Source organism: Stenotrophomonas sp. TWI377, assembly GCF_039674525.1.
Taxonomy (GTDB): Bacteria; Pseudomonadota; Gammaproteobacteria; order Xanthomonadales; family Xanthomonadaceae; genus Stenotrophomonas.
In genome coordinates this window covers 127557-153622 of sequence record NZ_JBDJNT010000001.1, presented here as the reverse complement: position 1 = coordinate 153622, position 26066 = coordinate 127557, and the positions used below count along the sequence as shown (strand labels likewise).

Below are 26066 nucleotides of genomic sequence, written 5' to 3'. Positions count from 1 at the left end.
AGTGAATGCCGTGCAGGAACCGCGCTGGACGCCCCATGTCACCGTGGCCACCGTGGTGGTGCGTGATGGGCGTCTGTTGCTGGTCGAGGAGGCGATCGACGGGCGCCAGGTGCTGAACCAGCCCGCTGGGCACCTGGAGCCGGACGAATCGCTGGCGGCGGCTGCCGTGCGTGAAACGCTGGAAGAGACCGGCTGGACGGTGCGCTTGAGCGCCTTCATCGGTACCTACCAGTGGACCGCCCCGGATGGCACGCCGTTCCTGCGCTTTGCCTACGCGGCCGAACCGGTGTCGCACGATCCCGACCGGCCGCTGGACGACGGCATCCTGCGCGCGCTCTGGCTGACCCCGGCCGAGCTGAAGGCCGATCCCGACCGCCTGCGCAGCCCACTGGTCTGGCAGGTGGTCGAAGATTACCTGGCGGGCCAGCGCCACCCGCTCTCCATCGTCAAGGAGGCTGCATGAGCACCCCGCGCATCATGGTCGGTGTGTCCGGCGGCGTGGACTCCTCCGTCGCGGCCTGGCGGCTGGTCCAGCAGGGCGAGCCGGTGGCCGGGCTGTTCATGCAGAACTGGGCCGATGACGGCAGCGGCGATTGCCGCGCCGAAGATGACCGCCGCGATGCCGTGGCCGTGTGCGGCCTGCTCGGCATCCCGTTCCACTTCCGCGATTTCTCCAGCGAGTACTGGCAAGGGGTGTTCGGACACTTCCTGGCCGAGTACGCCGCCGGCCGCACGCCCAATCCGGACGTGCTGTGCAACCGCGAAGTGAAGTTCAAGCATTTCCTCGATGCCGCGCGTGAGCTCGGCGCCGAGCGCATCGCGACCGGGCATTACGCCCGTGTCGCGCAGGTCGGCGGCCGCTGGGCACTGCTGCGTGGTGCCGACCGCAGCAAGGATCAGAGCTACTTCCTGCACCAGCTGGGCCAGGAACAGCTGGCCGCCACGCTGTTCCCGATCGGCGATCTGCAGAAGAACGACCTGCGCCGGATTGCCCGGGACGCGCGCCTGCCCACCCACGCCAAGAAGGATTCCACCGGGATCTGCTTCATCGGCGAACGCGACTTCCGCGAGTTCCTCGGCCGCTATCTGCCGGCGAAAACAGGCGAGATCCGCGATCCCGATGGCGCCCTGATCGCCGAACATCCCGGCGTGTTCTATTTCACGCTCGGCCAGCGCGAGGGCCTGAACATCGGCGGCGTGCGAGGCCGGCCGGCGGCGCCGTGGTATGTGGTCGGCAAGGACGTCGCCAGCAACGTGCTGTACGTGGACCAGGACCGCGAGAGCCCGTGGCTGCAGTCCACCCGGCTGCACTCCGAGGCCGCCCACTGGATCGCCGGCGCCCCGCCCGCGCGCCGGTTCGCGTGCACTGCCCAGACCCGGTACCGCCAGCCCGATGAACCCTGCACGGTGTCTGTGCGCGATGACGGCACCCTGGAGGTGCGCTTCGCCCGGCCGCAGCGTGCCGTCACCCCCGGTCAATCGCTGGTGTTGTATGACGATGAGGTCTGCCTTGGCGGCGCCGTCATCGCCGCCACCGATGCCCCCCTGGAACAGCGCCTTCGCGCCACCCCTTCTCCTTTCGAGGTATCTGCTGCATGAGTTTTTCCGTCGACGACCGCGTTCTTGCTCTGGCCGGCATCGCCCAGGCCCTGCAGCAGGTCCGCCGCATCGCCGAAACCGGCCACTCCGAAGCCGCCGTGGTCCGCACCGCGGTGGAAAGCGTGTTCCGCATTGACGCGGCCAGCCCGCAGGAGATCTACGGCAGCGCCAGCAATGTCGCCCCGGGCCTGCGCCTGCTGCACAACTACCTGAGCAGCCAGGGCCAGGATGAGCACCTGCCTCGCCTGGCCTTGTCCGTGCTGCAGCTGGAGCGCCGGTTCGTGCGCGAGAACGAGATCGTGGCCAAGGTCAGCACCGGCATCGAGCGCGCCCAGGCCCAGGCCAGCGAGCTCGGCGACAGCGCCCACCCGGACGTGCTCGCTGCGCTGGGCGGCCTGTACGCAGACACCATCAGCAACCTCAAGCCGCGCGTGATGGTCCAGGGCAATCCGCACTACCTCGGCCAGGCCGGCGTGGTCGCCGAGATCCGCGCCCTGCTGTTGGCGGCGGTCCGCTCGGCAGTGCTGTGGCGCCAGACCGGCGGCCAGTACTGGGACTTCCTGTTCTCCCGCAAAACGATGCTCGAAGCGGTCGCGCGCCAGCTGCGCTGAGCCGCGGCGAAGGGGCCGCCGGCGGGATCGGCGGCCCAGCCTCGTGCCCCTTGGGTCGAGGGCGACGGGCGGAAAAATCATGCGGACGGCTAAAGCAAACCGGGGTACGGCCGATACAGCATCCGTGCACCTCCCCGAGAACGTCCATGTACTCACGCCTCTTCATCCGTCTGGCCGCCCCCCTGGTCCTGACCCTTCTGCTTCCCTTTGCCATCGGCTTCGAGTGGCCAGCCGCCCTGCGTTGGGCGATCCTGAGCACGATGACGCTCAGCTGGCTCGGGTTTGCCTGGTGGAGCGCCCGCGCCCAGACCCAGCGTTCGCCTGAGCAGGCCCGCATCCTGCGCGAGCAGGACCAGTTGCTGACCGAGCTGCGCTCGTTTGTCGGCAACGAAATCGAAGGCTCGCGTGGCGAGGTCGAACGTGCCCGCGATCTGATCCGACATGCGGTCGGTGGCCTGGGCAGCAGCTTCGATGCCATGAACCGCAAGTCGCGCCAGCAGAGCCAGGCCCTGGCCCGTATCGTCGACCGCGCCGGTGACGAAGGTGGTGCCGGCGTCGACGTGGCCCGTTTCGCCCAGCACGCCAGCCATCGCATGGAGCAGCTGGTCGAGGCGCTGGAGCAGGTCAGCGGCCAGAGCAGCACCACCGTGCAGCACATCGACCAGATGGCGCAGCACCTGGATGGCATTTTCGCGCTGCTGGAAGACGTCAAGTCGATTGCCGACCAGACCAACCTGCTGGCCCTGAACGCCGCCATCGAGGCCGCGCGTGCTGGTGAAGCCGGCCGCGGTTTCGCGGTGGTCGCCGACGAAGTCCGCAACCTGTCCGAGCGCTCCACCACCTTCAACGAGCAGATCCGCAAGCTGGCCCACAGCTCCAAGGACGCCATCGCCAAGGTGCGCGAGACCGTCTCGCACATGGCCTCCCGCGATATGGACCGCTCCCGCGAAGCGCGCCATGAAGCGGCGCAGATGCTGGACAACGTGGCGCAGATCAATGCATCGCTGGGTGACGGCATGCGTGAGATCTCCGAGTGCGGCCGCGCCATCGACAGCAGCGTCGCCGAAGCCGTGCGTGCCCTGCAGTTCGAGGACATCGCCACCCAGGCCCTGGGCGGCGTACATACCCACCTGGATCGCCTGACCGCGATCAACCGCGAGGCGGTGGCCTTGCAGGAACTGCTGCATCGCAGTGGCGGCGTGTTCGACGAAGAAGTCGTGACCGCCCTGCAGCGCACCGGCACCCGCCTGCGCGACATGCGCACCGAGTGGGAGCGCCCGCCGCACAAGGCCGTCGCCCAGCAGAGCATGGCCGCCGGCGCGGTCGAGTTGTTCTGATCCAGCGTTACCGTGCCCTTCCCGGCACACCCTGCGGCCCCGGTTTACCCCGGGGCCGTTGTGCTTGCACTACCCGCCTTGGCTGCAGATGATTACCTGATGTTGAACGCGTCCCTGCTGTCGGTTGCCTCTGTTGTCCCCGCCGAGCTGGAGCCGGCGGTGCCGGGCAGTGACGCCGTCACTCTCGCAGCCGCACCTGCCGCTGCGGCTGCGCCACTGCAGGGCCGCGCCCTGATCGCCCGGCTGGAGCAGCTTGCCCAGCAGGAACTGGCGCAGCTGGCCAAGCGCCCCTCGCCCGCCATTGCCGCACTGCCACCCGCGATCGATCCTGCCCTCGCCGGCCTGGCCTGGGATCTGGGCTTGAGCGGTGATGATCTGGGTGCAGCTGCGCGCTGACGGCGCGGCATCCGCCACGTCTCCCGATCAGTCTGTATCGATGCAGTTACCGGAGCACAATTGCTCCGTCGCGGACCCGCGAAAGGCATTCAACATGGATATCCTCCCGCCTTGCCTGGCGTGAGCCTGCCGATGCGCGACTACTACCGGATCGAATGCTACACAGCCGAACGTAAACGCACGCTCGGCCATTGCTGCCTGCCCATCCTGTTGTGAGAGTCGCTGGTGGCGAGTATCGACTGCAAAGGAAGTCCTCCCGCATCTCGCCAGGGCGCTGCACCAGTCAGGCTGGCGACGCCGTTGGCAACCGCCTGATTCTCAGAGTCAGGTCAGGCGGGCAGCCCCGCACAGGGCGACGACGCCGCCCTCAAACGCTTTGCGTCACCGCTGCATAACTCTCGCGTGGCGGCGTCTGGGTACCCAGCTTCAACCACTGCGCCAGATCGCGCGGGGCCAGCGGGCGCGAGTACAGGTAGCCCTGGATCTCATCACAGCCCTGGCGGCGCAGCATCGCCTCTTCCTGCTCGGTCTCCACCCCTTCGGCCACGACCTTCATGCCCAGCGCATGGCCCAGATGCACGATCGCCTGGGTGACTTCGGCGGTGCCGGCATCGTGCAGCATGCCCTGCACGAAGCTGCGGTCGATCTTGAGGCGTCCGACCGGGAAGCGATTGAGATAATGCAGGTTCGAGAAACCGGTGCCGAAATCGTCGACGGCCAGCGGCACGCCGTGCCGCTCCAGCACATCGAAGCAGTGCCGCAGCACCTCGGTGTCACGGATCAGGGCGGACTCGGTCAGCTCCAGCTCCAGGCGCTGCGGTGGCCAGCCGTGGGCGTGGCAGATGTCGATCACGCGCTCGGCAAAGCCGCGGTCGCGCAGCTGCACGGCCGAAACGTTCACCGCCACGCGGTCGAACTGCAGGCCGGCAGCGTCCCACGCGGCGGCCTGGCGGCAGGCTTCGGCCAGCACCCAGTCGCCGATGCGCACGATCTCGCCGCACTTCTCGGCTATCGGGATGAACTCGGCCGGGCTGCAGTAGCCGATGCCGGGGCGATGCCAGCGCAGCAGCGCCTCGATCGCCGGGGGCTGGTCGTTCTCGGCATGCATCAGGGGCTGGTAGGCCAGGGTGAACTCTTCGCGTTCGATCGCGCCAAGCAGCGCGTGCTCGATCTCCAGCTTGCGCTGGATCTTGGCCAGCGCGTCCTGGCTGTAATACTGGTAGGTGTTGCGCCCGGCTTCCTTGGCCGCGTACATCGCCGCATCGGCGGCGCGCAGCAGTGATTCGAAATCCTGGCGGCTGTCGTCGAGCATCGCGATGCCGACGCTGGCGCCGACCTTCAACGTGCTCTCGCCGCGGTGCAGCGGCTCGGCCAGTGAGGCGATCAGCTTGCGCGCGACGTGGCCCGCGTCTTCCGGCGCGGCCAGGTCGCGCAGCACCACGATGAACTCGTCCCCGCTGAAGCGCCCGAACAGGTCGTTGTTGCGCAGGCTCTGGTGCAGGCGCGAGGCGGCCGCCTTGAGCAGCGCATCGCCGGTGGCGTGGCCGAAGGTGTCGTTGATGGTCTTGAAGCCATCCAGATCGATGAACAGCATCGCCAGCGGGCTGCCGCGGTCGCGGGCTTCCTCGATGGCGTCTGCGGTCTGCTCGCGCAGCAGCATGCGGTTGGGCAGGCCGGTGAGCAGATCGTAATGCGCCAGAAGCTCGATGCGCTCGTTGGCTTCGCGCTCGCGGGTGATGTCACGGAACAGCACCACGAAGCGGGTCGGCAGGCCATCGCGGCGGTCCAGCTCGATCAGCACCTGCACCCAGATGCGCAGCCCGGACTGCCGGTAGAAACACAGGTCCAGCTGCTCGGGCAGCCCGCCCTCGGCGATCCGCAACAGGGCTGCCTCGAACGCGTCGCGCGAGTCCTGGGTGTACAGGCTCAGTGCCTGGTCCAGGCTGATCGCCTCCTTGCGCAGGCCGTGGATGCGATAGCACTCCTCGGTCCACTGCATGTGGCGGGTGCCCACCTCGATCTCGCAGCCGCCGATGCGACCCAGCGCGGAAACGCGGTTGAGCAGCTCGGTGCGCCAGCGGATCAGCGCATCGGTCTGGTGTTGCTCGGTGATGTTCTGGACCTGCCCGAGCAGGCGCTGGATCCGCCCGTCCGGACCGATCAACGGCTGCATCCACACGCGCAGGTGCAGCGCACCGCCGTTGTCACGAATCAGCTCCAGCTCCAGGGTGGTGGCCGCGCCATCGCGCCACATCCGGCGCCAGGCGCCACGCAGCCGGCCGCGGGAGTGCGGCTCCAGCTGGCGCAGCCAGTGGCGGCGGCCGTGCAGCGGTGCGTCACCGGTCTCCAGCAACGCCCGGAACTCGGGCGACCACCAGAACTGGCGCGCCTCCGGATCCCACGACCAACTGCCCATGCTGGCGATCCGCTGGGCTTCGCGCAGGTGCACCTGCTGCTCGCGCAGCTGGGCTTCCATCTGCTTCTGGGCCTGGATGTCGGTGTGGGTACCGACCATCCGCAGCGGCTGGCCGTCGGCCGTGCGGGTGACCACGCGGCCGCGATCCAGCACCCAGCGCCACTCCCCGTTGGGATGGCGGGCACGGAACTGGGTGGTATAGGCATCGCTCTCGCCGCGCAGGTGGGCATCCATCGCCAGGCGCACCGCGGGCTGATCGTCCGGGTGGACGTTCTCCAGCAGCGCGCTGACACCGTCGGCATGACTGTGGGAATCCTCGATGGGCTGGCCGTCCCAGCGCCGTGAGCGGCGCACACTGTCACTGGGCAGATCCCAATCCCACAGCCCGTGCCCGGCATGATCCAGAGCCACTTCCCAGCGGCTGCCCGCGTAGGCGGCGACCGGCTCGGGCACGCTCAGGGTGAAGGCCAGCAGGTGCCCATCCGGATCGTGCACGGCGCGCATCCAGCCATCGAAGCGACCACCGGGCCCGCCGGGAAGCTGGCAGGGCACCAGCCCACCGTCGGCGGCGAGCAGGCGCAGGTCTTCCAGCACCTCCCCGTAGGCGGCGACCGTTGCCGACAGGCCATGCTCGCGCGCGGCCGGGTTGGCGGCGATCGGGCGACCGGCACGGTCGAGGATCACCAGCGCCGAGGCCAATGGGTGCTGCAGCAGACTCGCGATAATCCCTTGGTCCACGCCCTGTAACTCCGATAACGCACCCGACAACCGGGGAACGCAATCGTTAACGGCGGAGATTGCGGTTTATTGAGTTCCCTGGTGCCCTGCATCCTCGCCCGGGGCAGGTAAGATGACACTCGCCTTGTCCGATTGGCCCCGCCCTGCCCCATGTCGACCCGCCTGCCAGGCCCTTCCGAACCCGCTGCCGAGACCCCGCTGGCACGCGATCTGCGCCGCGACCGCTGGCGCGTGGTCGTGGCCTACCTGGTGCTGGCCCTGGTGTGGATCCTGAGCAGCGACGCGGCGGTCAAGCTGGTGGCCGGGGATCTGCAGACGGCCGCACAGTGGCAGACCATCAAGGGCACATTCTTCGTGGTCGCCAGCGCGGCACTGATCTATCTGCTGCTGCGCCCGCTGGCCCAGCACGTGCTGCACACCCACGCGCGGCTGGAGAGTTCGGAAACGCGCCACCGGCAGATGTTCGAAGGCAATCCCGGGCCGATCCTGGTCTACGACCTGGCGTCGCTGGCGATCCTGGACGTCAACCCGGCCGCGGCCAGCTTCTTCGGCTTCAGCCGCGAGGCCTTCACCGCGATGCCGATCACCGCGCTGTGGCCGCCCGGGCACGAGGCCATGCTCGAGGCCAAGCTGGACCACATCCGCGCCAATCCCGAGCAACTGTGCGTGATCACCGCCGACCTGCGCCTGAGTGACGGCAGCACCCGGCGGATGGAGATGCGCAGCAATTTCATCGATTACGGCGGCCGTCGCGCGCGTCTGTTGATCGCGATCGACCGCACCCGCGAAGACCAGGCGTTGTTGCGCCGCGACCAGGCGCTGGCCCGGGTGGAAGAAGCGCACGAGATGGCGCGCATCGGCGCATGGGAGATCGATCCGGCCACTGGCCTGGGCCGGTACGCCAATCAGGTGTATCGCCTGCTCGGGCGGCGCGCGCCCGACGCCCGGCGCTGGCACCGGTTCGATGAGCTGCTGGTGCCGGCCGATCCGGCCACGGCGGCGCTCAGCGAACAACTGTTGCAGGAGATGAGCTCCGGTGAGCCCGTGCAGATCGATGTACTACTGCCGTTGCTGGCGATGGACGGGCGCGCCCTGATGGTGCACCTGCGCGCCGAGAGCGGCCAGGACGACGCCGGCCGCCCGCGCGTGCTGGGCACCTTGCAGGATGTCACCGAGCGCGAGCAGTCGCGGCGCCTGCTGCGTGAGCGCGAAGAACAATTCCGCGAGCTGGTGCGGGTACTGCCTGATGGCGTGGTGATCCTGTCCGAGGAGCACGTGCTGTACGCCAATGCCTGCGCGGCCACCCAATTCGGCTACGGACACCACACCCTGCTCGGCGAACCGCTGGCCGCCCTCGTCACCGACGACGACCTGCCCCGCGTGCGGGCGCAGTTGTTCGCCCAGTTGCCCCTGCAGAGCGCCGGGGCTGGCGAAGTGATCGGCATGCGCCGCTTCAACGGCCAGGCCTTCCAGGCCGGCCTGGCGGTCGGCGATGTGCGCTACGGCGGGCGCAACTGCAAGCTGCTGATCGTGCGCGACCTCAGCGAGCCCGAGCGCATCCGCGAGGCGCTGGAAACCAGCAACCGTGAGTTGCAGGCGATGGCCGGGCGACTGTTCTCGCTGCAGGAGGACGAGCGCCGGGCGATCTCGCGCGATCTGCACGACGACATCGGCCAAGCGATCACCGCGATGAAACTGTCTGCCTACGCCGCCCAGGACGAGCAGGACGCCGCCCGCCGCGATGAAGACCTTGCCCAGATCATCCAGCTGGCCGATGCGACCGTCGGCAAGCTGCGCGACATTTCCACCCTGCTGCGCCCACCGCAGCTGGATGCGCTGGGGCTGGAAGCGGCACTGCGCTGGCAGGCCGGCGTGCTGTTCCGCTCGGCGGCGATCGAACTGCTGCCGGACATCCAGTCCCTGCCCCGACGCCCGGCCGGCGACATCGAACAGGCGTGCTTCCGCATCGCACAGGAGAGCCTCACCAACGTGCTGCGCCACGCCCGCGCCAGCCAGGTCAACCTGCACCTGCGCGATGTGGACGACCACGGCCTGCACCTGCAGGTCCGCGATGATGGTGAGGGCTTCGACCCGGACGGCCCGCGCGGGCTGGGCCTGATCGTGATGCGCGAGCGCGCGCAGAGCGTGGGTGGCACATTACGCATCGAATCGGCGCACGGCGCCGGTACCCTGATCGACCTTTACCTGCCGTACCGCGCCGCCGGCGCGACGGCTCACGACGCTCTGGAACACTGACCCATGTGGAACCCTTCCCTGCCCCTGGTCAGCATCGAGGATGCACCGCCCCGCCTGGGCGCGGGCAACCCCGAGCTGCAGGCCATGGTGACCGAGGCTGCCTCTGGCGGCACGCCGCTGATGCTGATGCACGTGGATATCGACCACTTCGCTTCGGTCAACGAGAACATGAGCGCGGAGGTGGGCGATCAGGCCCTGGTGCTGGTCGCACAACGCCTGCTGCACCACCTGCGCGGGCGCGGCAAGCTGTGGCGCCACGGCAGCGATGAATTCCTGCTGGCCGTGCCGCGCACTGCGGACATGCCGCTGCCCGAGGACCTGGCCGAGGAAATCCGCCAGCAGCTTGAGCTGCCGCTGTCGGTGCTGCCGTACACGTTGTTCATGACCGGCAAGCTGGGCGTGAGCCTGTGCCCGGAGCACGGCACCGGCGTGTCGCGCCTGCTCGACCACGCCGAAGATGCGCTGCACCAGGCCGCCCGCGAAGGCGGCAATGCGGTGCGCATCCACGCGGTGGATACGCCGTCCAGCGCACATAGCGAGAGCATCATCGCGCGCCAGATTGTCGACGCCATCCCCAATGGCGAACTCAAACTGCGTTACCAGCCGCTGGTCAGCGCCCGCGACGGCCACGTGGTCGGCATGGAAGCACTGCTGCGCTGGCAATCGCCCACGCTGGGCATGCTGGTGCCGGAGCGCTTCATGCGCACCGCCGAGCGCCTGGGCATCATCGTGCAGATCGGCACCTGGGTGCTGGAAGGCGCGCTCAAACAGGCCAAGCTGTGGCGCGACCAGGGCTTCGATGACTTCACCATCGCAGTGAACGTATCCACCCTGCAGTTGCTGCGCCCGAACTTCTTCGCCGAGGTCATGTCGCTGATGCAGGCCGCTGGCGTCCCGGCGCAGATGCTGACGCTGGAGATCAACGAAAGCGCGCTGACCAACAATGTCAACTTCGTGCACGAAACCCTGGTCAACCTGCGCAACGAAGGCATCAGCCTGAGCCTGGACAACTTCGGCACCGGTGATTCCAGCCTCAGCGCGCTGGTCCGGTATCCGGTGGACAAGCTCAAGATCGACCGCAGCTTCATCAAGAGCGCGCCGGCCGGCAACCGCGAAGCCGCGATTGCCCGCGCGATCATCGCCATGGGCCACCAGCTGGGCATGACCGTGATCGCCAACGGCGTGGAATCCCAGGCCCAGCTCGGCTTCCTGCGCCGCAACGACTGCGATGTGTTCCAGGGCTATCTGTTCGGCGAGCCGATGTCGGCCGATGCCGCCGGCATGACCCTGCGCCGCCGTTACCTGCGTCCGGAGGCCTTCGCAGAAACCCGTCCGGACCGCACGCTGCTGCTGCTGGATGACGAAGAGAACGTGCTGCGCTCGCTGGTGCGCCTGTTCCGTCGCGACGGTTACCGCATTCTCGCTGCCGGCAACGTGCGCGATGCCTTTGATCTGCTGGCCATCAACGACGTGCAGGTGATCCTGTCCGATCAGCGCATGAGCGACATGAGCGGCACCGAGTTCCTGGGCCGGGTGAAGATGCTCTACCCGGATACGATCCGCCTGGTGCTGTCCGGTTACACCGACCTCAACACCGTGACCGACGCGATCAACCGTGGCGCCATCTACCGGTTCCTGACCAAGCCGTGGAACGACGATGAGCTGCGCAAGCACATCCACCAGGCATTCCGCACCCACGAGGAACAGCGCAGGGCGAACACGGCACCGGCGCCAGCGCTGCCGGCGGTTGACGCGGAGTGAGTCGGATTGAGGCGGATTGAGACGGATTTAGACGGATTTAGACGGATTGAGGCGGATTGAGGCGGCAGCCGACCAACGGTCGGCTCTACGTTGCACGCGCCGGAGATCCTGGTAGAGCCGACCGTTGGTCGGCTGCTCTTGCCCAACCGAACGCGATACCTGAAAGCCCGCGCAATGCGGGCCAGCGGCCGGCGCGACGGTTGTCGGATCAGCGCGGCTGTTTGATCGGCAGCACCAGCCGGAACTTGGAGCCCACGCCCGGCGTGCTCTCCAGATCGATGCGGCCATGGTGCTTGTTGATGATGCTGTAGGAGATCGACAGACCCAACCCGGTGCCGCTGCCGACCGGCTTGGTGGTGAAAAACGGATCGAAGATGCGCTGGCGCAGGTCCGGCGAGATGCCGCCGCCGGTGTCTTCGAATTCCACCCAGACCGTGTCGCCCTCCACCCCGGTGCGCACATGGATCGTGCCGCGGTCGGCAATGGCGTGGCCGGCGTTGAGCAGCAGGTTCATGTACACCTGGTTCAACTCCGACGGCAGGCACTCCACCAGCGGCAGCTGGCCGAACTCGCGGTGCAGGGTCACCTTGTACTTGAGCTCGTTCCAGATGATGTTGATCGTGGATTCCAGGCCCGCATGCAGGTCCACCAGCTTCCACGACTCATCCCGGCCGGAATACGAGAAGTCCTTCAGATCGCGCACGATCCGGGTCACCCGCTCGATGCCCTCGCGTGATTCGGCCATCAGCTGCGGAAGATCGCGGCTGATGAAATCGATGTCGAAGCGTTGGCGGATGTCATCGATTTCCGGGATCAGCGCCTTCGGGTCCGGCGCACGCAGGGCCCGCTCATAGGCTTCGATCACGGTGAACAGGCTGCGCAGGTATTCCTGCAGGCTGCCGAGGTTGGAGTGCACATAACCGATCGGGTTGTTGATCTCGTGCGCCACACCGGCGGCGAGCTGGCCGATCGAGGCCATCTTCTCCGACTGCAGCAGCTTTTCCTGGGTGCCGTTGAGGCGCAGGTAGGCCTGGCGCAGTTCGGCATGGCGCTGCTGCAGCTCGCGCTCGTAATCCTCCTGGCCTTCGATGCGGCGGAACAGGGCCAGATAGTGCCGCTGGCCGCCATCGTCATGATGGTAGACGTGGGCGATGACCATGCGCTCGTCGACCGGCAGGCTGCCGTTCCAGTGGCCGTTGAGGCGCGCCTGTTCCAGCGCATCCGGTGGCAGCAGCTGGCGCAGCCATTGCGCCGGGGTCAGGGCGGCATCGCGCTCGGCCTGGCCGAGGATCTCGCTGACGGCGGCATTGGCCAGCGCCACGCTGCCATCCTCGCGGAACAGCAGCACGCCCTCCTTGATCCGTTCAAACAGGGCAAGCAGGACCGGATGCGGGGGCAACGGGGCGGTGACAAGGGCGGAAGTTACGGTCACGGTCACATCGAGGCGGCTGGAAACAGGCGCTCAATATACGCGGTGACGTTCACATCGGCAGCCGGGGGCCGCCAGACGGGGAGATCAGGCGACCGCGAGGGGCCGCCGGGTATGCAGGATGTGCGACTGGCCCTTGGCGTCATACGCCGAGGATTCTTCACTGCGGCCGAGCTGGCGCAGGGCCCAGTTGACCTCGCGGCGGCGGCGCGACAGCAGCACACCGTTGGCGTGGTTGCGCTCGGCCAGTTCCTGCACGCGTTCGGCCTGGCCGACCGGCAGCGCGGCCTCGAGCGCCCGAAGCGCTTCCAGTTTGGCGCCGGTCGCACGGATCAGCGCGTGCACGTCATGCTCGACCAATGCCTGGCGTTCGACGTCCAGGGCATCGCTGAGGCGTTGCAGCGGCTCGCTCATCGCCAGCTTCATCCCTGCAGCTGCTGGTCCAGCTCAAGCATGCGCGAAGCGATCGCGTCAGGATTGATCTTGTAGCTGCCGTTCTGCAGCGCATCGCGCACCGCCTGCACACGCCCGGCATCGATCGCCGGCGCCGTGGACAATTCACGCTGCAGGGTCTGCAGGCTGGTGGCTTCGCCGGTCAGGCGCAGGCTGTCAGCGGCTTCCACCGGCCGGGCCGGGGCATCGGTGCTGACGCTCGGCTTGTTACCCGGGGCGACGCTGCGCAGATGGGCGGTGGCCGGGAGGTTGCCGTCGATTTTCTGGCTCATGGAGTTGTCCTGGGAATGCGGTTCACAAGGGATAACGGCCGGGCGGACGCCATCTTTAGGGGAATATTGCAGGTTTTGCCGGAAAAGTGGCGCGTATTCACAATCGTGTTCAGCGCGTCACTAAAACGTCACCGCTGGCCGCGACGGTGCCCTGCACGATCTTGCGGGACGACAGGTTCTCGACCGAGACCCGCTCGTTTTCGCCGGCATCGGCCATGGCGCGTCCGGCCACCCGGACCTCCACCCCGCCCCGCCGCGACACCAGCGCGACGCTGTCGCCCCGCCGCACCAGCCGCTGCGCGACCAGGTCATTGGCCGACAGCAGGCTGCCCGCACTGAGGGTCCTGCGTGCCACGCGACCGACCGCCGCGGCCGGATCGGCCAACGCGGCGCCGGCGATCCGGGCCGCATCACGCTGGCCAGTGGTGATATCGGCGGCCGCCAGGGTTTCTCCAGCGGCCACGCCACGGTTGAGGATCAGTACGGTCTGGTTGCGACGCACTTTCACGGGCACGAACAGGCGCCAGCCACCCGCATCGGGGCAGCTGACCTCCACGGTGCTGCTGCCGGTCGGCTGGGCCGCCAGCGGCTGGCCGCAGGCCGGCAGGCGCAGTGCCGAGTCCAGCGTGGTGTCACCTTCACTGCCGGCCGGCAGGGTGCCCAGCGCCGCCTGGCGGATGCTGTCCACGGGTTGCCACCCACCGGCGGCCCAGGCGGGCGCCACCAGCAGCAGCACGGCAAGGACAAAAGAACGCATGGGCACTCCACGGGCAAGGAACATGGGCAGCACGATGCAAGGGCCGTGCCGAACCCCTGCGCATGCCGCGCTCAAGTCATCGGCGGTGCCGCCGATACCAAGGCCATGTCCCATGACCTGCTCAACCGCATCGACCAGCGTACGCGCCTGGCCGGCCACAATCGTCTGGCCCTACTGCTGTTCCGGCTGGGTGGCCGTCAGCTTTTTGGCGTGAATGTCTTCAAGGTGCAGGAAGTCCTGCGCCGTCCCGGCCTGTTCCAGGTGCCGGGGCTGCCCAGCCAGTTCGCCGGCGTGGCCGATGTGCGTGGCCGCTCGGTGCCGGTGCTGGACCTGGGCCTGGCGATCGGCCACCCCGAGCGTGATCCCGATGCCGACAAGGCGCCCGGCTACCTGGTGGTGACCGAGTTCAACCGCTCCATCCAGGGCTTCCTGGTCAGCGGTGTGGAACGCATCGTCAACATTGCCGTCGAAGACATCCACCCGCCGCCCGAACTGGGCGCCGAGTCGAGCTACCTGACCGCCGTGACCCGTTTCCAGGGCGAGCTGATCCAGGTGATCGACGTGGAAAGCGTGCTGGCCGACATCGCTGAGATCCGCGGTGAGGCGGTGCTGGATCCCTCCATGGCCCTGCCGCCCGATGCCCCGCCGATGCAGGTGCTGGTGGTGGACGACTCGCGCGTGGCCCGCCAGCAGATCCGCAGCGTGCTGGACCAGCTGGGGGTCGGGGCGACCCTGCTCTCGGACGGCAAGCAGGCCCTGGATCACCTCCTACAGATCCATGCTTCGGGCGAGAACCCGGCCGAGCGCTACGCCATGGTGATCTCCGATATCGAGATGCCGGCGATGGACGGCTACACCCTGACGACGGAAATCCGGCGTCACCCGGGCCTGGCCGGCCTGTACGTGCTGCTGCACACCTCCCTGTCGGGCGTGTTCAACAACGCGATGGTGGAACGGGTCGGCGCGAACGCGTTCGTGGCCAAGTACTCCCCGCATGAGCTGGCGGACTTCCTGCTGGACCGCCTGCGCAAGGTGGCGATGGCGGCATGACACGCCGCCCACCGCGGCCGGAATGACCCCCGGCCGCTAGGCGACATCCACGCCCGGCGTGGATCCACCCCGGCGTGAACACGCCGCCGGGGAGCGGCCCGCCGCCCCCTCTGGCACGCCGCTTGCACTGCCCCAGGCATCGTCCCGTGGGAGTGCGTCATGCCCAATCTGATTTCGAACTATCTGGGTGTCCACGCCCAGGCCATGCCGTTGCGCGAGCAGCGGATGAAGCTGATCGCCAGCAACCTGAGCAATGCCGACACCCCCGGGTACAAGGCCCAGGACCTGGACTTCGATGCCGCCCTGCGCAATGCCCAGGGCCTGGATGGCAACGGTCTGCTGAAGACCACCAGTGAAAAGCACTATGAGATCGGCGGCGGGTTGAACCCGTTCCAGATCGCCAAGGAAGGCGTGCAGCCGAGCATCGACGGCAACACCGTCGACCCGGATGCCGAACGCGCCGCCTACGGCCGCGCCGCGCTGGAGTACCGCGCCTCGCTGAGCTTCGTCGAATCCAAGGTGCGCTCCATGCTCACCGCGATCACGGGGCAGTAAGCCATGAGCAATCTGCCCATCTTCGACATCGCCGGTTCCGCGCTGCAGGCGCAGTCCGTGCGCATGAGCACCATCGCCTCCAACCTCTCCAATGCCGACACCGTCGCCGGCTCGGCCGATGCGGTCTACAAGCCGCTGGAGCCGATCTTCCAGTCGGTCACCAGCCGCAACGATCCGAACATCACCACGGTGCAGGTCAAGGAGATCAGCCAGAGCAACGCCGCGCCGATCCAGCGCTACGAGCCGGGCCACCCGCTGGCCGATGCCGATGGCTACATCTACCAGCCGGACGTGGACCCGGTCGCGCAGATGGTCAACCTGATCTCCACCTCGCGCAATTACCAGGCGGGCGTGGAAATGCTGACCACCGCCAAGGAACTGGCGCTGGCCACGCTGACCATGGGTCGCTGACCCTCTAACCGCAGGAATCCCCTCCCATGAGCAGCACCACCGGCGTCGGCCAGAACAGCAGCGACATCTACAGCGCACTGGGCCTGAACGCGCCCAACAGCGATACCAGCAAGAAGAAGAGCACCCTGGACCAGGCCGATTTCATGCGCCTGATGACCGAGCAGCTTCGGCACCAGGATCCGCTCAAGCCGATGGACAACACCCAGATGGTCGCGCAGATGGCGCAGCTGTCGCAGGTCCAGGGCATCACCGACCTCAACAACACGGTCAAGGGCTTCCAGGATTCGATGTCCAGCGACCAGATCCTGCGCGGCGCGGCCCTGGTCGGCCACGAAGTGCTGGTGCCATCGGAAAAGCTGGCCCTGGAGAAGGATGGCGATGTGACCGGCATGGTCGCCGCGCCCGGTGCGGGCTTCGTGACGGTGGACATCACCGACGCCAACGGCGTCAAGGTCAACCAGATCAGCGTGGAAGCCAAGGCCTCCGGCGAAGTCACCTTCGATTGGGACGGCAAGGATGCCAACGGCAACCGCATGGCCGAAGGCACCTACACCATCGCCGCCTCGCACACCGATACCGCCGGCACCAAGACCAAGCTCAACACCTACGTGCAGGCCCCGGTGGAGAGCGTCACGGTCGGCACGGACGGCCTGTACCTCAACCTCAAGGGTCTGGGCACGGCCCCGATCGACTACGTGCTCCGCATCAGCTGAGCCGCCTCACCCGCATCCACAGGAGCATCCCATGGGCTTCAACGTCTCGTTGTCCGGCATCAACGCAGCCAATGCCGATCTGAACGTCACCGCGAACAACATCGCCAACGTCAACACCACCGGCTTCAAACAGTCGCGCGCGGAGTTCGCCGATCTGTTCTCGGCCACCAGTTATGGCCTGTCAAAGAACGCGGTCGGTTCCGGCGTGCGGGTGACCAACGTGGCCCAGCAGTTCTCGCAGGGCAACAACGAACAGACCGGGCGCAGCCTGGACATGGCCATTTCCGGCGAAGGTTTCTTCACCCTGACCATGAACGGTGAGCGCGTGTACTCGCGCGCCGGCAATTTCCAGACCGACCAGGCCGGTTACGTGACCAACCCGCAGGGTGCGCGCCTGCAGGTGTTCGCCCCGAATGCGGACGGCACCAACTTCGATGCCGGCCGCCTGACCGACCTGCAGCTGATGACCACCGACAGCCCGCCGCGGCAGACCGGCAAGGTCGATGTGAGCTTCACCCTGCCGGCCAACGCCAAGCAGCCGACGGTCGCCGCCTTCGACCCGACCGACTCCAACAGCTACAACCACTCCACCGGCGGCATCACCGTGTACGACTCGCTGGGCGTGAGCCACACCCAGACCTCCTACTTCGTGAAGACCGAAAACCCGAACGAGTGGCAGGTTTACAACTACGTGGACGGCAAGGCCGCTGGGACCCCGACCACGCTGCAGTTCTCCGACAGCGGTGCGTTGACCAGCCCGGCCAACGGCCAGATCGTCATGGATCCGTTCACCCCGACCACCGGCGCCGGCGTGCTGTCGATGTCGCTGAACCTGAGCGGCTCGACCCAGTACGGCGAGAAGTTCGCGCTGCGCAACACCCAGCAGGACGGCTATGCGGCAGGCAAGCTCAACGAGATCACCGTCTCCGAAGAGGGCATCGTCTACGCCCGCTACTCCAATGGCGATGACAAGGCGCTGGGCCAGGTCGCCCTGACCACCTTCAACAACGCACAGGGCCTGGAAGCCAAGGGCAACAACCTGTGGACGGAAAGCTTCGCCTCGGGCACGCCCCGCACCGGTGCGCCGGACAGCTCCAACCTGGGCAAGATCCAGGCCGGTTCGCTGGAAGCCTCCACGGTCGACCTGACCGAGCAGCTGGTCAACATGATCACCGCCCAGCGCAACTTCCAGGCCAACTCGCAGATGGTCTCCACGCAGGACCAGATCACCCAGACCATCATCAACCTGCGTTGATGAGCCACTGACCGCAACACGGGACTACACCGATGGACAAGGCACTCTACGTCGCGATGACCGGTGCACGCGCCTCCCTGCAGGCGCAGGGCACGCTGTCGCACAATCTGGCCAACACCGATACCCCCGGCTTCAAGGAGGCGCTCGCCAACACCGAGGCCTTCCCGATCAAGGGGACCGGCTATGCCTCGCGCGTGGATGCCCTGCACGTGGATGCCGGCTTCAACCGGCGCATGGGCGCCCAGCAGATCACCGGCAACCCGCTGGATCTGTCCCTGCAGGCCGGCAACTGGCTGGCCGTGCAGGCACCGGGCGCCAATGGCGGCGAGGCGTATACCCGGGGTGCGGCGCTGTCGATCACGCCCAATGGCCAGCTGGTGACCGCCGGCGGCCATCCGGTGCTGGATGAGAACGGCAACCCGATCGCGATCCCGCCGCACCAGGCGATGGACATCGGCAACGACGGCACGATCTCGATCATCCCGCTGGGCGAAGGCCCGCAGACGATGGCCAACATCGGCCGCATCCGCGTGGTGCAGGCCGACGACGCACGGCTGGAACGCGGCCTGGATGGGCTGATGCGCAACAACGACCCGCAGCAGCCCTTCGTGCAGGCCCAGGGCAAGTCGCTGGAAAGCGGCCAGCTGGAAGGCAGCAACGTCGATGCGGCCGGTGCGCTGGTGCAGATGATCCAGCTGCAGCGCCAGTACGAAATGCAGGTGAAGGTCATCAAGCACGGCGATGACAACGCACGCAGCGCCAACAGCCTGCTGCGCCTGGGCGGTTGACCGCGCGCCGTGACGTAATCCCGGCGCCGTTCTGGCACGCGCCATGCATTGCCCTTCGCAAGGGCCGCACCACGCGGCCACCCGCTACAACACAGGAATGACGCCATGAACCAGGCATTGTGGATCGCCAAGACCGGACTGGATGCGCAGCAGACGCGCATGTCGGTGGTTTCCAACAACCTCGCCAACACCAACACCACCGGTTTCAAGCAGGACCGTGCCAGTTTCGAAGACCTGCTGTACCAGCAGGTCCGTCAGCCGGGCGGTGCGTCCTCGGCGCAGACGCAGCTGCCTACCGGCCTGCAGATCGGCACCGGCGTGCGCGTGGTGGCCACCGCCAAGAACTTCGAGCAGGGCAGCCAGCAGCAGACCGGCCGCGCACTGGATGTGATGGTCAACGGCCGCGGGTTCTTTGAAGTGCAGATGCCGGACGGTTCCTCGGCCTATACCCGCGACGGCTCGTTCCAGCGCAACCAGGATGGCGAGCTGGTCACCAACAGCGGCTACCCGGTGCAGCCGGGCATCCAGATTCCCGAAGGCGCGCAGTCGCTGACCATCGGCACCGACGGCACGATCAGCGTGAAGATGGCCGACGCCGCCGCCTCGGTGGAAATCGGCGCACTGACCCTGACCGACTTCGTCAACCCGGCCGGCCTGCAGGCCCGCGGTGAAAACCTGTTCCTGGAAACCACCGCCTCCGGCCCGGCGCAGAACGGCAATCCCGGCCTCAACGGCCTGGGCACCGTGGTGCAGGGTGCGCTGGAAGGCAGCAACGTCAACGTGGTGGAAGAGCTGGTCTCGATGATCGAAACCCAGCGCGCCTACGAAATGAACGCCAAGGCGATCTCCACCACCGACGCGATGCTCGGCTACCTCAACCAGAACGTCTGATCGGTCGACCCGGGAACCTGCCATGTCGCGTCTTGCCCCTATCCTTCGCCTGCTCGCCGCCGCCTTCCTCATCGCCACCCTCGGTGGCTGCGTGATCGCCGGCGATGTCCGCCCCTACCCGGCCATGGCGCCGGTGGAACCGATCATGCCCCCCTCGGCCCAGGCCACGGCCGGTGCGATCTACGCCGCCGGCCCGGGCCTGCAGCTGTACTCGGACCGTCGCGCCCGCGATGTCGGTGACCTGCTCACGATCACCCTGACCGAGAACACCACCGCGCAGACCACCGCCAACACCTCCACCTCGAAAGAGTCGGAGCTGAGCATCGGCACGCCGACGATCTTCGGTGCCCCGGTGACGCTGGGCGGCAAGGACATCCTCAGTGCCAGCGCCGCCGGCTCGCGCGACTTCACCGGTAAAGGCACCAGCGCGCAGAGCAACCGCCTGCAGGGCAGCGTGACCGTCACGGTGATCCAGCGCCTGCCCAACGGCAACCTGGTCGTGCAGGGCGCCAAGAACCTGCGCTTGAACCGGGGCGATGAGCTGGTGCAGGTGCAGGGCATCGTGCGCGCGGCAGACATCTTCCCGGACAACACCATTCCCTCCAGCCGTGTTGCCGATGCCCGCATCGTCTACGGCGGCCGCGGCGCGATCGCCCAATCCAACGCGATGGGCTGGTTGAGCCGCTTCTTCAACTCGGCGCTGGCGCCGTACTGAGCCTGACATGACTTTCTTCCTTTCCCTGTTCGGGCAGCGACGCATGGCGTACCCCCATGTGGCGAAGCAGCGACGCGCGGCGTCGCTCTACATGGTGACGCAAAGCATGGTGTCGCACGGCGCGACGCGTGCCGTGCTGGCGCTGCTGGCCGTGTTCGCGCTGGTCGCGCCCGCCTCCGCCGAGCGCATCAAGGACCTGGCCCAGGTCGGCGGCGTGCGTGGCAACGCGCTGGTCGGCTACGGCCTGGTGGTCGGCCTGGATGGCAGCGGCGACCGCACCAGCCAGGCGCCCTTCACCGTGCAGAGCCTGAAGAACCTGTTGGGCGAGCTGGGCGTCAACGTACCGGCCAACGTCAACCCGCAGTTGAAGAACGTGGCGGCCGTGGCCATCCATGCCGAGCTGCCGCCGTTCGCCAAGCCCGGCCAGCCGATCGACATCACCGTTTCCTCGGTGGGCAACGCGGTCTCGCTGCGCGGCGGCTCGCTGCTGATGGCGCCGCTGCGCGGTGCCGATGGGCAGGTCTACGCCATCGCCCAGGGCAACCTGATCGTCGGCGGCTTCGGTGCGCAGGGCAAGGATGGCTCGCGCGTGTCGGTCAACGTGCCCAGCGTCGGCCGCATTCCCAATGGCGCCACCGTCGAGCGTGCGCTGCCGGATGTGTTCAGCGGCGGTGGCGACATCACCCTGAACCTGCACAAGAACGACTTCACCACGGTCTCGCGGATGGTGGCGGCACTGAACACCGCCTTCGGTGAAGGCGCCGCCCGCGCGATCGATGGCGTCACCGTGGCGGTCAACGCGCCGTCCGATCCGGGCGCGCGCATCGGCCTGCTGGCGCGTATCGAAAACCTGGAACTGACCCCCGGCAGTGCGCCGGCCAAGGTGGTGGTCAATTCGCGTACCGGTACGGTGGTGATCGGCGCGCAGGTGCGCGTGGGCGCTGCGGCGATCTCCCATGGCTCGCTGACCGTGACCATCAACGAGAACGCCAACGTCAGCCAGCCGGGCGCGTTCAGTGGCGGCCAGACCGTGGTGACGCCGCAGTCGACCATCACCGCGACCAACGATGGCAGCCGCATGTTCAAGTTCAACGGCGGCACCACCCTGGATGAAATCGTGCACGCGGTGAATGCCGTGGGCGCGGCCCCGGGCGATCTGATCGCCATCCTGGAAGCCCTCAAGCAGGCCGGCGCGCTCAGTGCCGAACTCGAGGTGATCTGACATGCGCATCCAACCGGCCCTGGAACTCAATCCCGCCCAGCCCAACAGCCCGGCCAAGGTCGACAAGGTTGCCCGCCAGCTGGAAGGCCAGTTCGCGCAGATGCTGATCAAGAGCATGCGCGAGGCGAGCTTCGGCGATTCGCTGTTCCCCGGCGAAAACACCATGTTCCGCGAGATGTACGACCAGAAGATCGCCGATGCGATGACCCGCGGCCGCGGCTTGGGGCTGTCGAGCATGATCGCGCGCCAGCTGGGCGGCGCCGAGGGCGAGACGGCCAAGCCGGTCGATACCACGCTCAACCCGGCCGCGGCCCTGCGTGCCTATCAACTCAATGCACCGGCCGCCGGCATGCCGTTGCCGGCCAGCACCGCGCCGTCCGCGCCACGCGAGGTCGACCTGCTGCAGCAGTTGAACGGCGATGCACCGTCCGCGGTGCTGCAGCCGATGGAACGCGCGCTGGACCTGATTGCCGGCCGTGAAAGCAGCCAGATGCACGAGGCGATCGGCCGCAGCGATCCCTATGCGGCGACCACTGTGACCGATCCAGCCAGCGCCGACTGGGCCATGGCCGATGACCGCTGGACCGGCGTCAACCGCACTACGGCCACCGGCCCGAGCGCCGCCGATACCCTGGCGGCCAACACAGCCGCCGCCGAGCTCGGCCCGCACACGCCGGAAGGCTTCGTGGCCAGCATCTGGGGCCATGCGCAGCAGGCCGCGCGCGAACTGGGCGTGGATGCCAAGGCGCTGGTCGCCCAGGCCGCGCTGGAAACCGGCTGGGGCCGCAAGCTGGTCCGCCGCAGTGGCGGTGACAGCTCGCACAACCTGTTCGGGATCAAGGCCAATGGCTGGCAGGGTGAGCGCGCCACCAGCGGCACCCACGAGTACGTCAACGGTGTGCGCCGCAACGAGACGGCGAGCTTCCGCGCCTACAACTCGGTGGGCGAGAGCTTCGCCGACTACGTGCGCCTGCTCAAGACCAGCCCGCGCTACCAGAACGCCCTCCAGGCCGGCAGTAACGTGCGCAGCTTTGCGCAGGGGCTGCAGCGCGCCGGCTACGCCACCGACCCGACCTACGCGGCCAAGATCGCCGCGATCGCCGGCGGCCCGACCATCGAGCGCGCCGTCGCGGCGGTGAGCGATGCCGGCGAGCGCCTGGGCCGCACTTTTGCCAGCACCGCCAGCCCGACCGGGCTGGGTGTCATCCGTCGTTGAGGTAACCCATGTCCAGCGTACTCTCCACCGGCACCAGCGCCCTGCTCGCTTTCCAGCGGGCCCTGGCGACCACCAGCCACAACGTCGCCAACATCAAAACGCCCGGCTACAGCCGGCAGAAGGTGGACTTCGCCACCGCCAACCCGCAGAACTACGGGTATGGCGACGTCGGCAATGGCACCCGCATCACCGATGTCCGCCGCGTGGCGGACCAGCTGGCCATCTCGCGCCTGCTCGATGGCAGCGGTGAGCTGGCGCGCCTGAAGCAGTTGTCCACAATGGCCGACCGGGTCGATGCCATGTTCTCCGACGCCTCCACCAACGTCGCCGGGGTCTGGTCGAATTTCTTCGATTCGGTCAGCGGACTCTCGTCCAACGCCTCGGGCAGCGCCGACCGGCAGAACGTGCTGGACAGCGGCAAGACCCTGGCCAACCGCTTCCAGCAGCTCAATACCCAGCTCAACAACCTCAATGGCGAGGTCAACAATGGCCTGATCGCCGGCGCCACCGAGATCAACCGGTTGGCCCAGGAGATCGCCCAGCTCAATGGCTCCATCGGCAGCAACGCGGCCACGGCCGCCCCGGACCTGCTCGATCGCCGGGACCAGCTGATCGCCAACCTGGTCGGCTACACCGGCGGCAACGCGGTGATGCAGGACGGCGGCATCATGAATGTCTACACCGCCGGCGGCCAGGCCCTGGTGGTCGGCACCACCGCCTCCAAGGTCACCACCGTCACCGATCCGTACCAGCCCGAGCGCCTGCAGCTGGCGCTGGAAAGCCAAGGCCAGAAGATCACCATCAATGGCAAGACACTCGGTGGCCAGATCGGTGGCCTGCTGGAGTTCCGCGATACCGTCCTGACCCCGGCCCAGGCCGAGCTGGGCAAGCTGGCGATCGGCATGGCCAGCAGCTTCAACGACGTCCACCGCCAGGGCGCGGATCTGTACGGCAACATGGGCGGCGACTTCTTCACCATCGGCAACCCACGCATCACCGCCAACAGCAGCAACACCGGCACGGCCAGCATGAGCGCCAGCTTCGGCGATCTGTCCAAGCTGGATGGCCAGAACATCGTGATGAAGTTCGATGGCACCCAGTGGCAGGCCACCCGTGCCGACACCGGCGCCGCGATCCCGATGACCGGCACCGGCACCCCAACCGACCCGCTGGTGCTCAATGGCGTCAGCCTGGTCATGAGCGGCACGCCGGCCAAGGACGACCGCTTCCTGCTGCAGCCCACCGCAGGCGTGGCCGGCAGCATGGAAGTGGCGATCACCGACACCTCGCGCATCGCCGCCGCCGCGCCGATCAAGGGCAGCGCCGCGATGGCCAACACCGGCACCGGCAAGCTCACCGGGGTCAAGGTGACCGATGCCGGCAACCCGGCGCTGCGCAATCCTGCGGCGATCGTGTTCACCAGTGCCACCGAATACACCATCGATGGCGTCGGCCCGAACACCTACACCGCCGGGCAGACCATCACCGCCAACGGCTGGAGCTTCGTGCTGGACGGCGCACCCAAGCAGGGGGATACCTTCAACATCGGGCCGACCCCGGCCGGTTCTTCGGACAACAGCAATGCGCTGCTGCTGGCCAAGGTCGAGCAGGCCAAGACCTTCAATGACGGCACGATCACCCTGAGTGGCGCACTGGGTGGACTGACTACCCAGGTCGGCGCGGCTGCGCGCTCGGCCGAGTATTCCCTGATGGCACAGCAGGTGATCACCGACCAGGCCCAGGCGGCGCGCGACTCGATTTCCGGCGTGAACCTGGATGAAGAGGCCTCGGACATGCTCCGCCTGCAGCAGGCCTACCAGGCCGCCTCGCAGCTGATCTCCACCGCCGACACCATGTTCCAGACCATCCTCGGAGCCGTCTCGCGATGAACAACCGCATTTCCACCGGCATGATGTTCAATCAGTCGGTGTCCCTGATGCTCGCTTCGCAGGCAAAGATGAATCACCTCGAGCGCCAGATCGCCACCGGCAGCAAGATCGTGTCGGCCAAGGACGACCCGGTCTCGGCCGGTACGGCGGTCGGCCTGGACCGTACCCTGGCATCGCTGGACCGCATGCAGCTCAACGCGGGTAACGTGCAAAACCGCCTCGGCCTGCAGGAAAACGCCTTGGCCCAGGTCGGCGACATGATGGGTCGCATCACCGAATTGACCATCTATGCCAACAATCCGGGCCTGGCCGCCGCCGACAAGGAGTCGATGGTCACGGAAATCGAGGCGATCCGCGGCAATCTGCTCGCGGTGGCCAACAGTACCGACGGTACCGGCCGCTATCTGTTCGGTGGTACGGACGATGGCAGCCCGCCCTTCAGCCAGGTCGACGGCCGCATTGTCTACAACGGCGACCAGAACCAGCGCGAAGTGGAAGTGGGTCCGGATACATACGTGAAGGACGCCCTGCCCGGCAGCGAGATCTTCATGCGCATTGTCACTGGCGACGGGCATGTGGACGGAAAGGCCGCCGCCGGCAACACCGGCAGCGCCGTGCTGACCAACATCACCCGCGACAGCGACGGTAGCTGGAACGGGGAAGGCTTCAGCGTGCGCTTCACCGGCACCGACAGCTACGACCTGCTCGATGCCGGCGGCACCGTGGTGTCCAGCGGCACGCTCAAGACCGGCGACGACCTGGTGGTCAAAGGGGTGCGCCTTCACATCGAGGGAGCGCCTGCCGCGGGCGATACCTTCGAGGTCAGCCCCGCGTCCAGCCGCGACATCTTCGGCACCCTGGATTCACTGATCGGCGCACTGAAGATGGATACCGGCACCCCTGCCCAGCAGGCGGCCCAGCAGAACCTGCTGCAGAGCGGCCTGCGCGACGTGGCCCGCGCCTCGGAGCGGATGATCGACTCCCGCGCCGCCGGTGGCGCCCAGCTCAAGGCCCTAGACAACGCCTCGGACATGCGGGAATCGAACGTGGTCACGCTCAAGACCACCCTCTCGCAGATGCGCGACCTGGACTATGCCGACGCGCTGAGCCAGTACCAGCTGGAGAAGACCGCCCTGCAGGCGGCTCAGACCCTGTTCTCGCAGATGCAGTCGATGTCGCTGTTCAACATTATCCGCTGAGCCCCCCTTACAACCTGGTCGGCCTGAAGGCCGCGATGCTTTGAGCATCGCGGCCTTTTTCGTTCTGGGGCGGCGCGCCGACTGCCCGGCATCCTCCGGTAGTGCCGCGACGCTCACGGCACCCGTCTGCGCGTGCG

At 67.5% G+C, this 26066-nt stretch carries 24 protein-coding genes; 19 read left to right on the top strand and 5 right to left on the bottom strand.

What is annotated here, in order from left to right; all coding sequences use genetic code 11:
• The first annotated feature begins 1 nt into the window (after window position 1).
• From ABE546_RS00665 to ABE546_RS00645, 5 genes are all read left to right on the top strand, one after another.
• Window positions 2-463: an NUDIX hydrolase gene (locus ABE546_RS00665; protein WP_313212301.1), complete on the top strand. Its 462-nt coding sequence runs from the start codon at window positions 2-4 to the stop codon at window positions 461-463.
• Window positions 460-1599, top strand: a complete 1140-nt coding sequence (gene mnmA / locus ABE546_RS00660) for a tRNA 2-thiouridine(34) synthase MnmA (protein WP_346462278.1) — start codon at window positions 460-462, stop codon at window positions 1597-1599. Before ABE546_RS00665 ends, mnmA begins: the two co-directional genes overlap by 4 nt.
• Window positions 1596-2210, top strand: coding sequence for a high frequency lysogenization protein HflD (hflD, locus tag ABE546_RS00655; protein WP_152150794.1), 615 nt, complete (start codon window positions 1596-1598; stop codon window positions 2208-2210). The genes mnmA and hflD overlap by 4 nt, the downstream gene beginning before the upstream one ends.
• 146 nt (window positions 2211-2356) lie before the next feature.
• Window positions 2357-3547, top strand: a complete 1191-nt coding sequence (locus ABE546_RS00650) for a methyl-accepting chemotaxis protein (RefSeq protein WP_121036770.1) — start codon at window positions 2357-2359, stop codon at window positions 3545-3547.
• 99 nt (window positions 3548-3646) lie between these two features.
• The gene (locus tag ABE546_RS00645) at window positions 3647-3943 is read left to right on the top strand and encodes a hypothetical protein (RefSeq protein ID WP_313212299.1); all 297 of its coding nucleotides are present in this window, start codon (window positions 3647-3649) and stop codon (window positions 3941-3943) included.
• Between the two features lie 367 nt (window positions 3944-4310).
• On the opposite strand, the gene ABE546_RS00640 is transcribed toward ABE546_RS00645, so the two are convergent.
• The gene (locus ABE546_RS00640; protein ID WP_346462276.1) at window positions 4311-7097 is read right to left on the bottom strand and encodes an EAL domain-containing protein; all 2787 of its coding nucleotides are present in this window, start codon (window positions 7095-7097) and stop codon (window positions 4311-4313) included.
• Between the two features lie 150 nt (window positions 7098-7247).
• Between ABE546_RS00640 and ABE546_RS00635 the strand changes: the two genes are divergently transcribed.
• Both ABE546_RS00635 and ABE546_RS00630 read left to right on the top strand, forming a co-directional pair.
• Window positions 7248-9353 (top strand): PAS domain S-box protein, encoded by a 2106-nt coding sequence (locus ABE546_RS00635; protein WP_346462275.1) that lies wholly within the window; start codon window positions 7248-7250, stop codon window positions 9351-9353.
• A gap of 3 nt (window positions 9354-9356) precedes the next feature.
• Complete coding sequence (locus ABE546_RS00630) at window positions 9357-11114, top strand: EAL domain-containing protein (protein ID WP_346462273.1); 1758 nt, start codon at window positions 9357-9359, stop codon at window positions 11112-11114.
• Between the two features lie 208 nt (window positions 11115-11322).
• On the opposite strand, the gene ABE546_RS00625 is transcribed toward ABE546_RS00630, so the two are convergent.
• The 4 genes from ABE546_RS00625 to flgA all read right to left on the bottom strand — a co-directional run bounded on the left by ABE546_RS00625 (window position 11323) and on the right by flgA (window position 14025).
• Complete coding sequence (locus tag ABE546_RS00625; RefSeq protein WP_313212295.1) at window positions 11323-12546, bottom strand: ATP-binding protein; 1224 nt, start codon at window positions 12544-12546, stop codon at window positions 11323-11325.
• Window positions 12547-12630: 84 nt separating this feature from the next.
• The gene (locus ABE546_RS00620) at window positions 12631-12963 is read right to left on the bottom strand and encodes a hypothetical protein (RefSeq protein WP_026070037.1); all 333 of its coding nucleotides are present in this window, start codon (window positions 12961-12963) and stop codon (window positions 12631-12633) included.
• 2 nt (window positions 12964-12965) lie between these two features.
• Entirely contained in the window at window positions 12966-13268 is a 303-nt protein-coding gene (flgM, locus tag ABE546_RS00615; RefSeq protein ID WP_313212294.1) for a flagellar biosynthesis anti-sigma factor FlgM, read from the bottom strand.
• Window positions 13269-13377: 109 nt separating this feature from the next.
• The gene (flgA, locus tag ABE546_RS00610) at window positions 13378-14025 is read right to left on the bottom strand and encodes a flagellar basal body P-ring formation chaperone FlgA (protein ID WP_346462271.1); all 648 of its coding nucleotides are present in this window, start codon (window positions 14023-14025) and stop codon (window positions 13378-13380) included.
• 105 nt (window positions 14026-14130) lie between these two features.
• Between flgA and ABE546_RS00605 the strand changes: the two genes are divergently transcribed.
• The 12 genes from ABE546_RS00605 to flgL all read left to right on the top strand — a co-directional run bounded on the left by ABE546_RS00605 (window position 14131) and on the right by flgL (window position 25929).
• Window positions 14131-15075, top strand: a complete 945-nt coding sequence (locus ABE546_RS00605; protein ID WP_346462269.1) for a chemotaxis protein — start codon at window positions 14131-14133, stop codon at window positions 15073-15075.
• A 159-nt stretch (window positions 15076-15234) separates the two neighbouring features.
• Window positions 15235-15630: a flagellar basal body rod protein FlgB gene (flgB, locus tag ABE546_RS00600; protein WP_152150781.1), complete on the top strand. Its 396-nt coding sequence runs from the start codon at window positions 15235-15237 to the stop codon at window positions 15628-15630.
• Between the two features lie 3 nt (window positions 15631-15633).
• Window positions 15634-16041 (top strand): flagellar basal body rod protein FlgC, encoded by a 408-nt coding sequence (gene flgC, locus ABE546_RS00595; RefSeq protein ID WP_019184776.1) that lies wholly within the window; start codon window positions 15634-15636, stop codon window positions 16039-16041.
• Between the two features lie 26 nt (window positions 16042-16067).
• Entirely contained in the window at window positions 16068-16754 is a 687-nt protein-coding gene (locus tag ABE546_RS00590; protein ID WP_346462267.1) for a flagellar hook capping FlgD N-terminal domain-containing protein, read from the top strand.
• A gap of 31 nt (window positions 16755-16785) precedes the next feature.
• Window positions 16786-18009 carry a flagellar hook protein FlgE gene (gene flgE, locus ABE546_RS00585; protein WP_070471591.1) on the top strand — a complete coding sequence of 408 codons (1224 nt, stop codon included), beginning with the start codon at window positions 16786-16788 and terminating at the stop codon, window positions 18007-18009.
• Between the two features lie 32 nt (window positions 18010-18041).
• Window positions 18042-18797: a flagellar basal body rod protein FlgF gene (locus ABE546_RS00580; RefSeq protein WP_019184779.1), complete on the top strand. Its 756-nt coding sequence runs from the start codon at window positions 18042-18044 to the stop codon at window positions 18795-18797.
• A 105-nt stretch (window positions 18798-18902) separates the two neighbouring features.
• Window positions 18903-19688, top strand: coding sequence for a flagellar basal-body rod protein FlgG (gene flgG, locus ABE546_RS00575; protein ID WP_346462265.1), 786 nt, complete (start codon window positions 18903-18905; stop codon window positions 19686-19688).
• A 22-nt stretch (window positions 19689-19710) separates the two neighbouring features.
• Window positions 19711-20403 (top strand): flagellar basal body L-ring protein FlgH, encoded by a 693-nt coding sequence (flgH, locus tag ABE546_RS00570; RefSeq protein WP_346462263.1) that lies wholly within the window; start codon window positions 19711-19713, stop codon window positions 20401-20403.
• A 106-nt stretch (window positions 20404-20509) separates the two neighbouring features.
• Window positions 20510-21625, top strand: a complete 1116-nt coding sequence (locus tag ABE546_RS00565) for a flagellar basal body P-ring protein FlgI (protein ID WP_346462694.1) — start codon at window positions 20510-20512, stop codon at window positions 21623-21625.
• Window position 21626: 1 nt separating this feature from the next.
• Complete coding sequence (flgJ, locus tag ABE546_RS00560) at window positions 21627-22841, top strand: flagellar assembly peptidoglycan hydrolase FlgJ (RefSeq protein ID WP_346462261.1); 1215 nt, start codon at window positions 21627-21629, stop codon at window positions 22839-22841.
• A gap of 8 nt (window positions 22842-22849) precedes the next feature.
• Entirely contained in the window at window positions 22850-24730 is a 1881-nt protein-coding gene (gene flgK / locus ABE546_RS00555; protein WP_346462259.1) for a flagellar hook-associated protein FlgK, read from the top strand.
• On the top strand, window positions 24727-25929 hold the full coding sequence (gene flgL / locus ABE546_RS00550; RefSeq protein ID WP_346462257.1) for a flagellar hook-associated protein FlgL: 1203 nt from the start codon (window positions 24727-24729) through the stop codon (window positions 25927-25929). The genes flgK and flgL overlap by 4 nt, the downstream gene beginning before the upstream one ends.
• Window positions 25930-26066 lie beyond the last annotated feature (137 nt).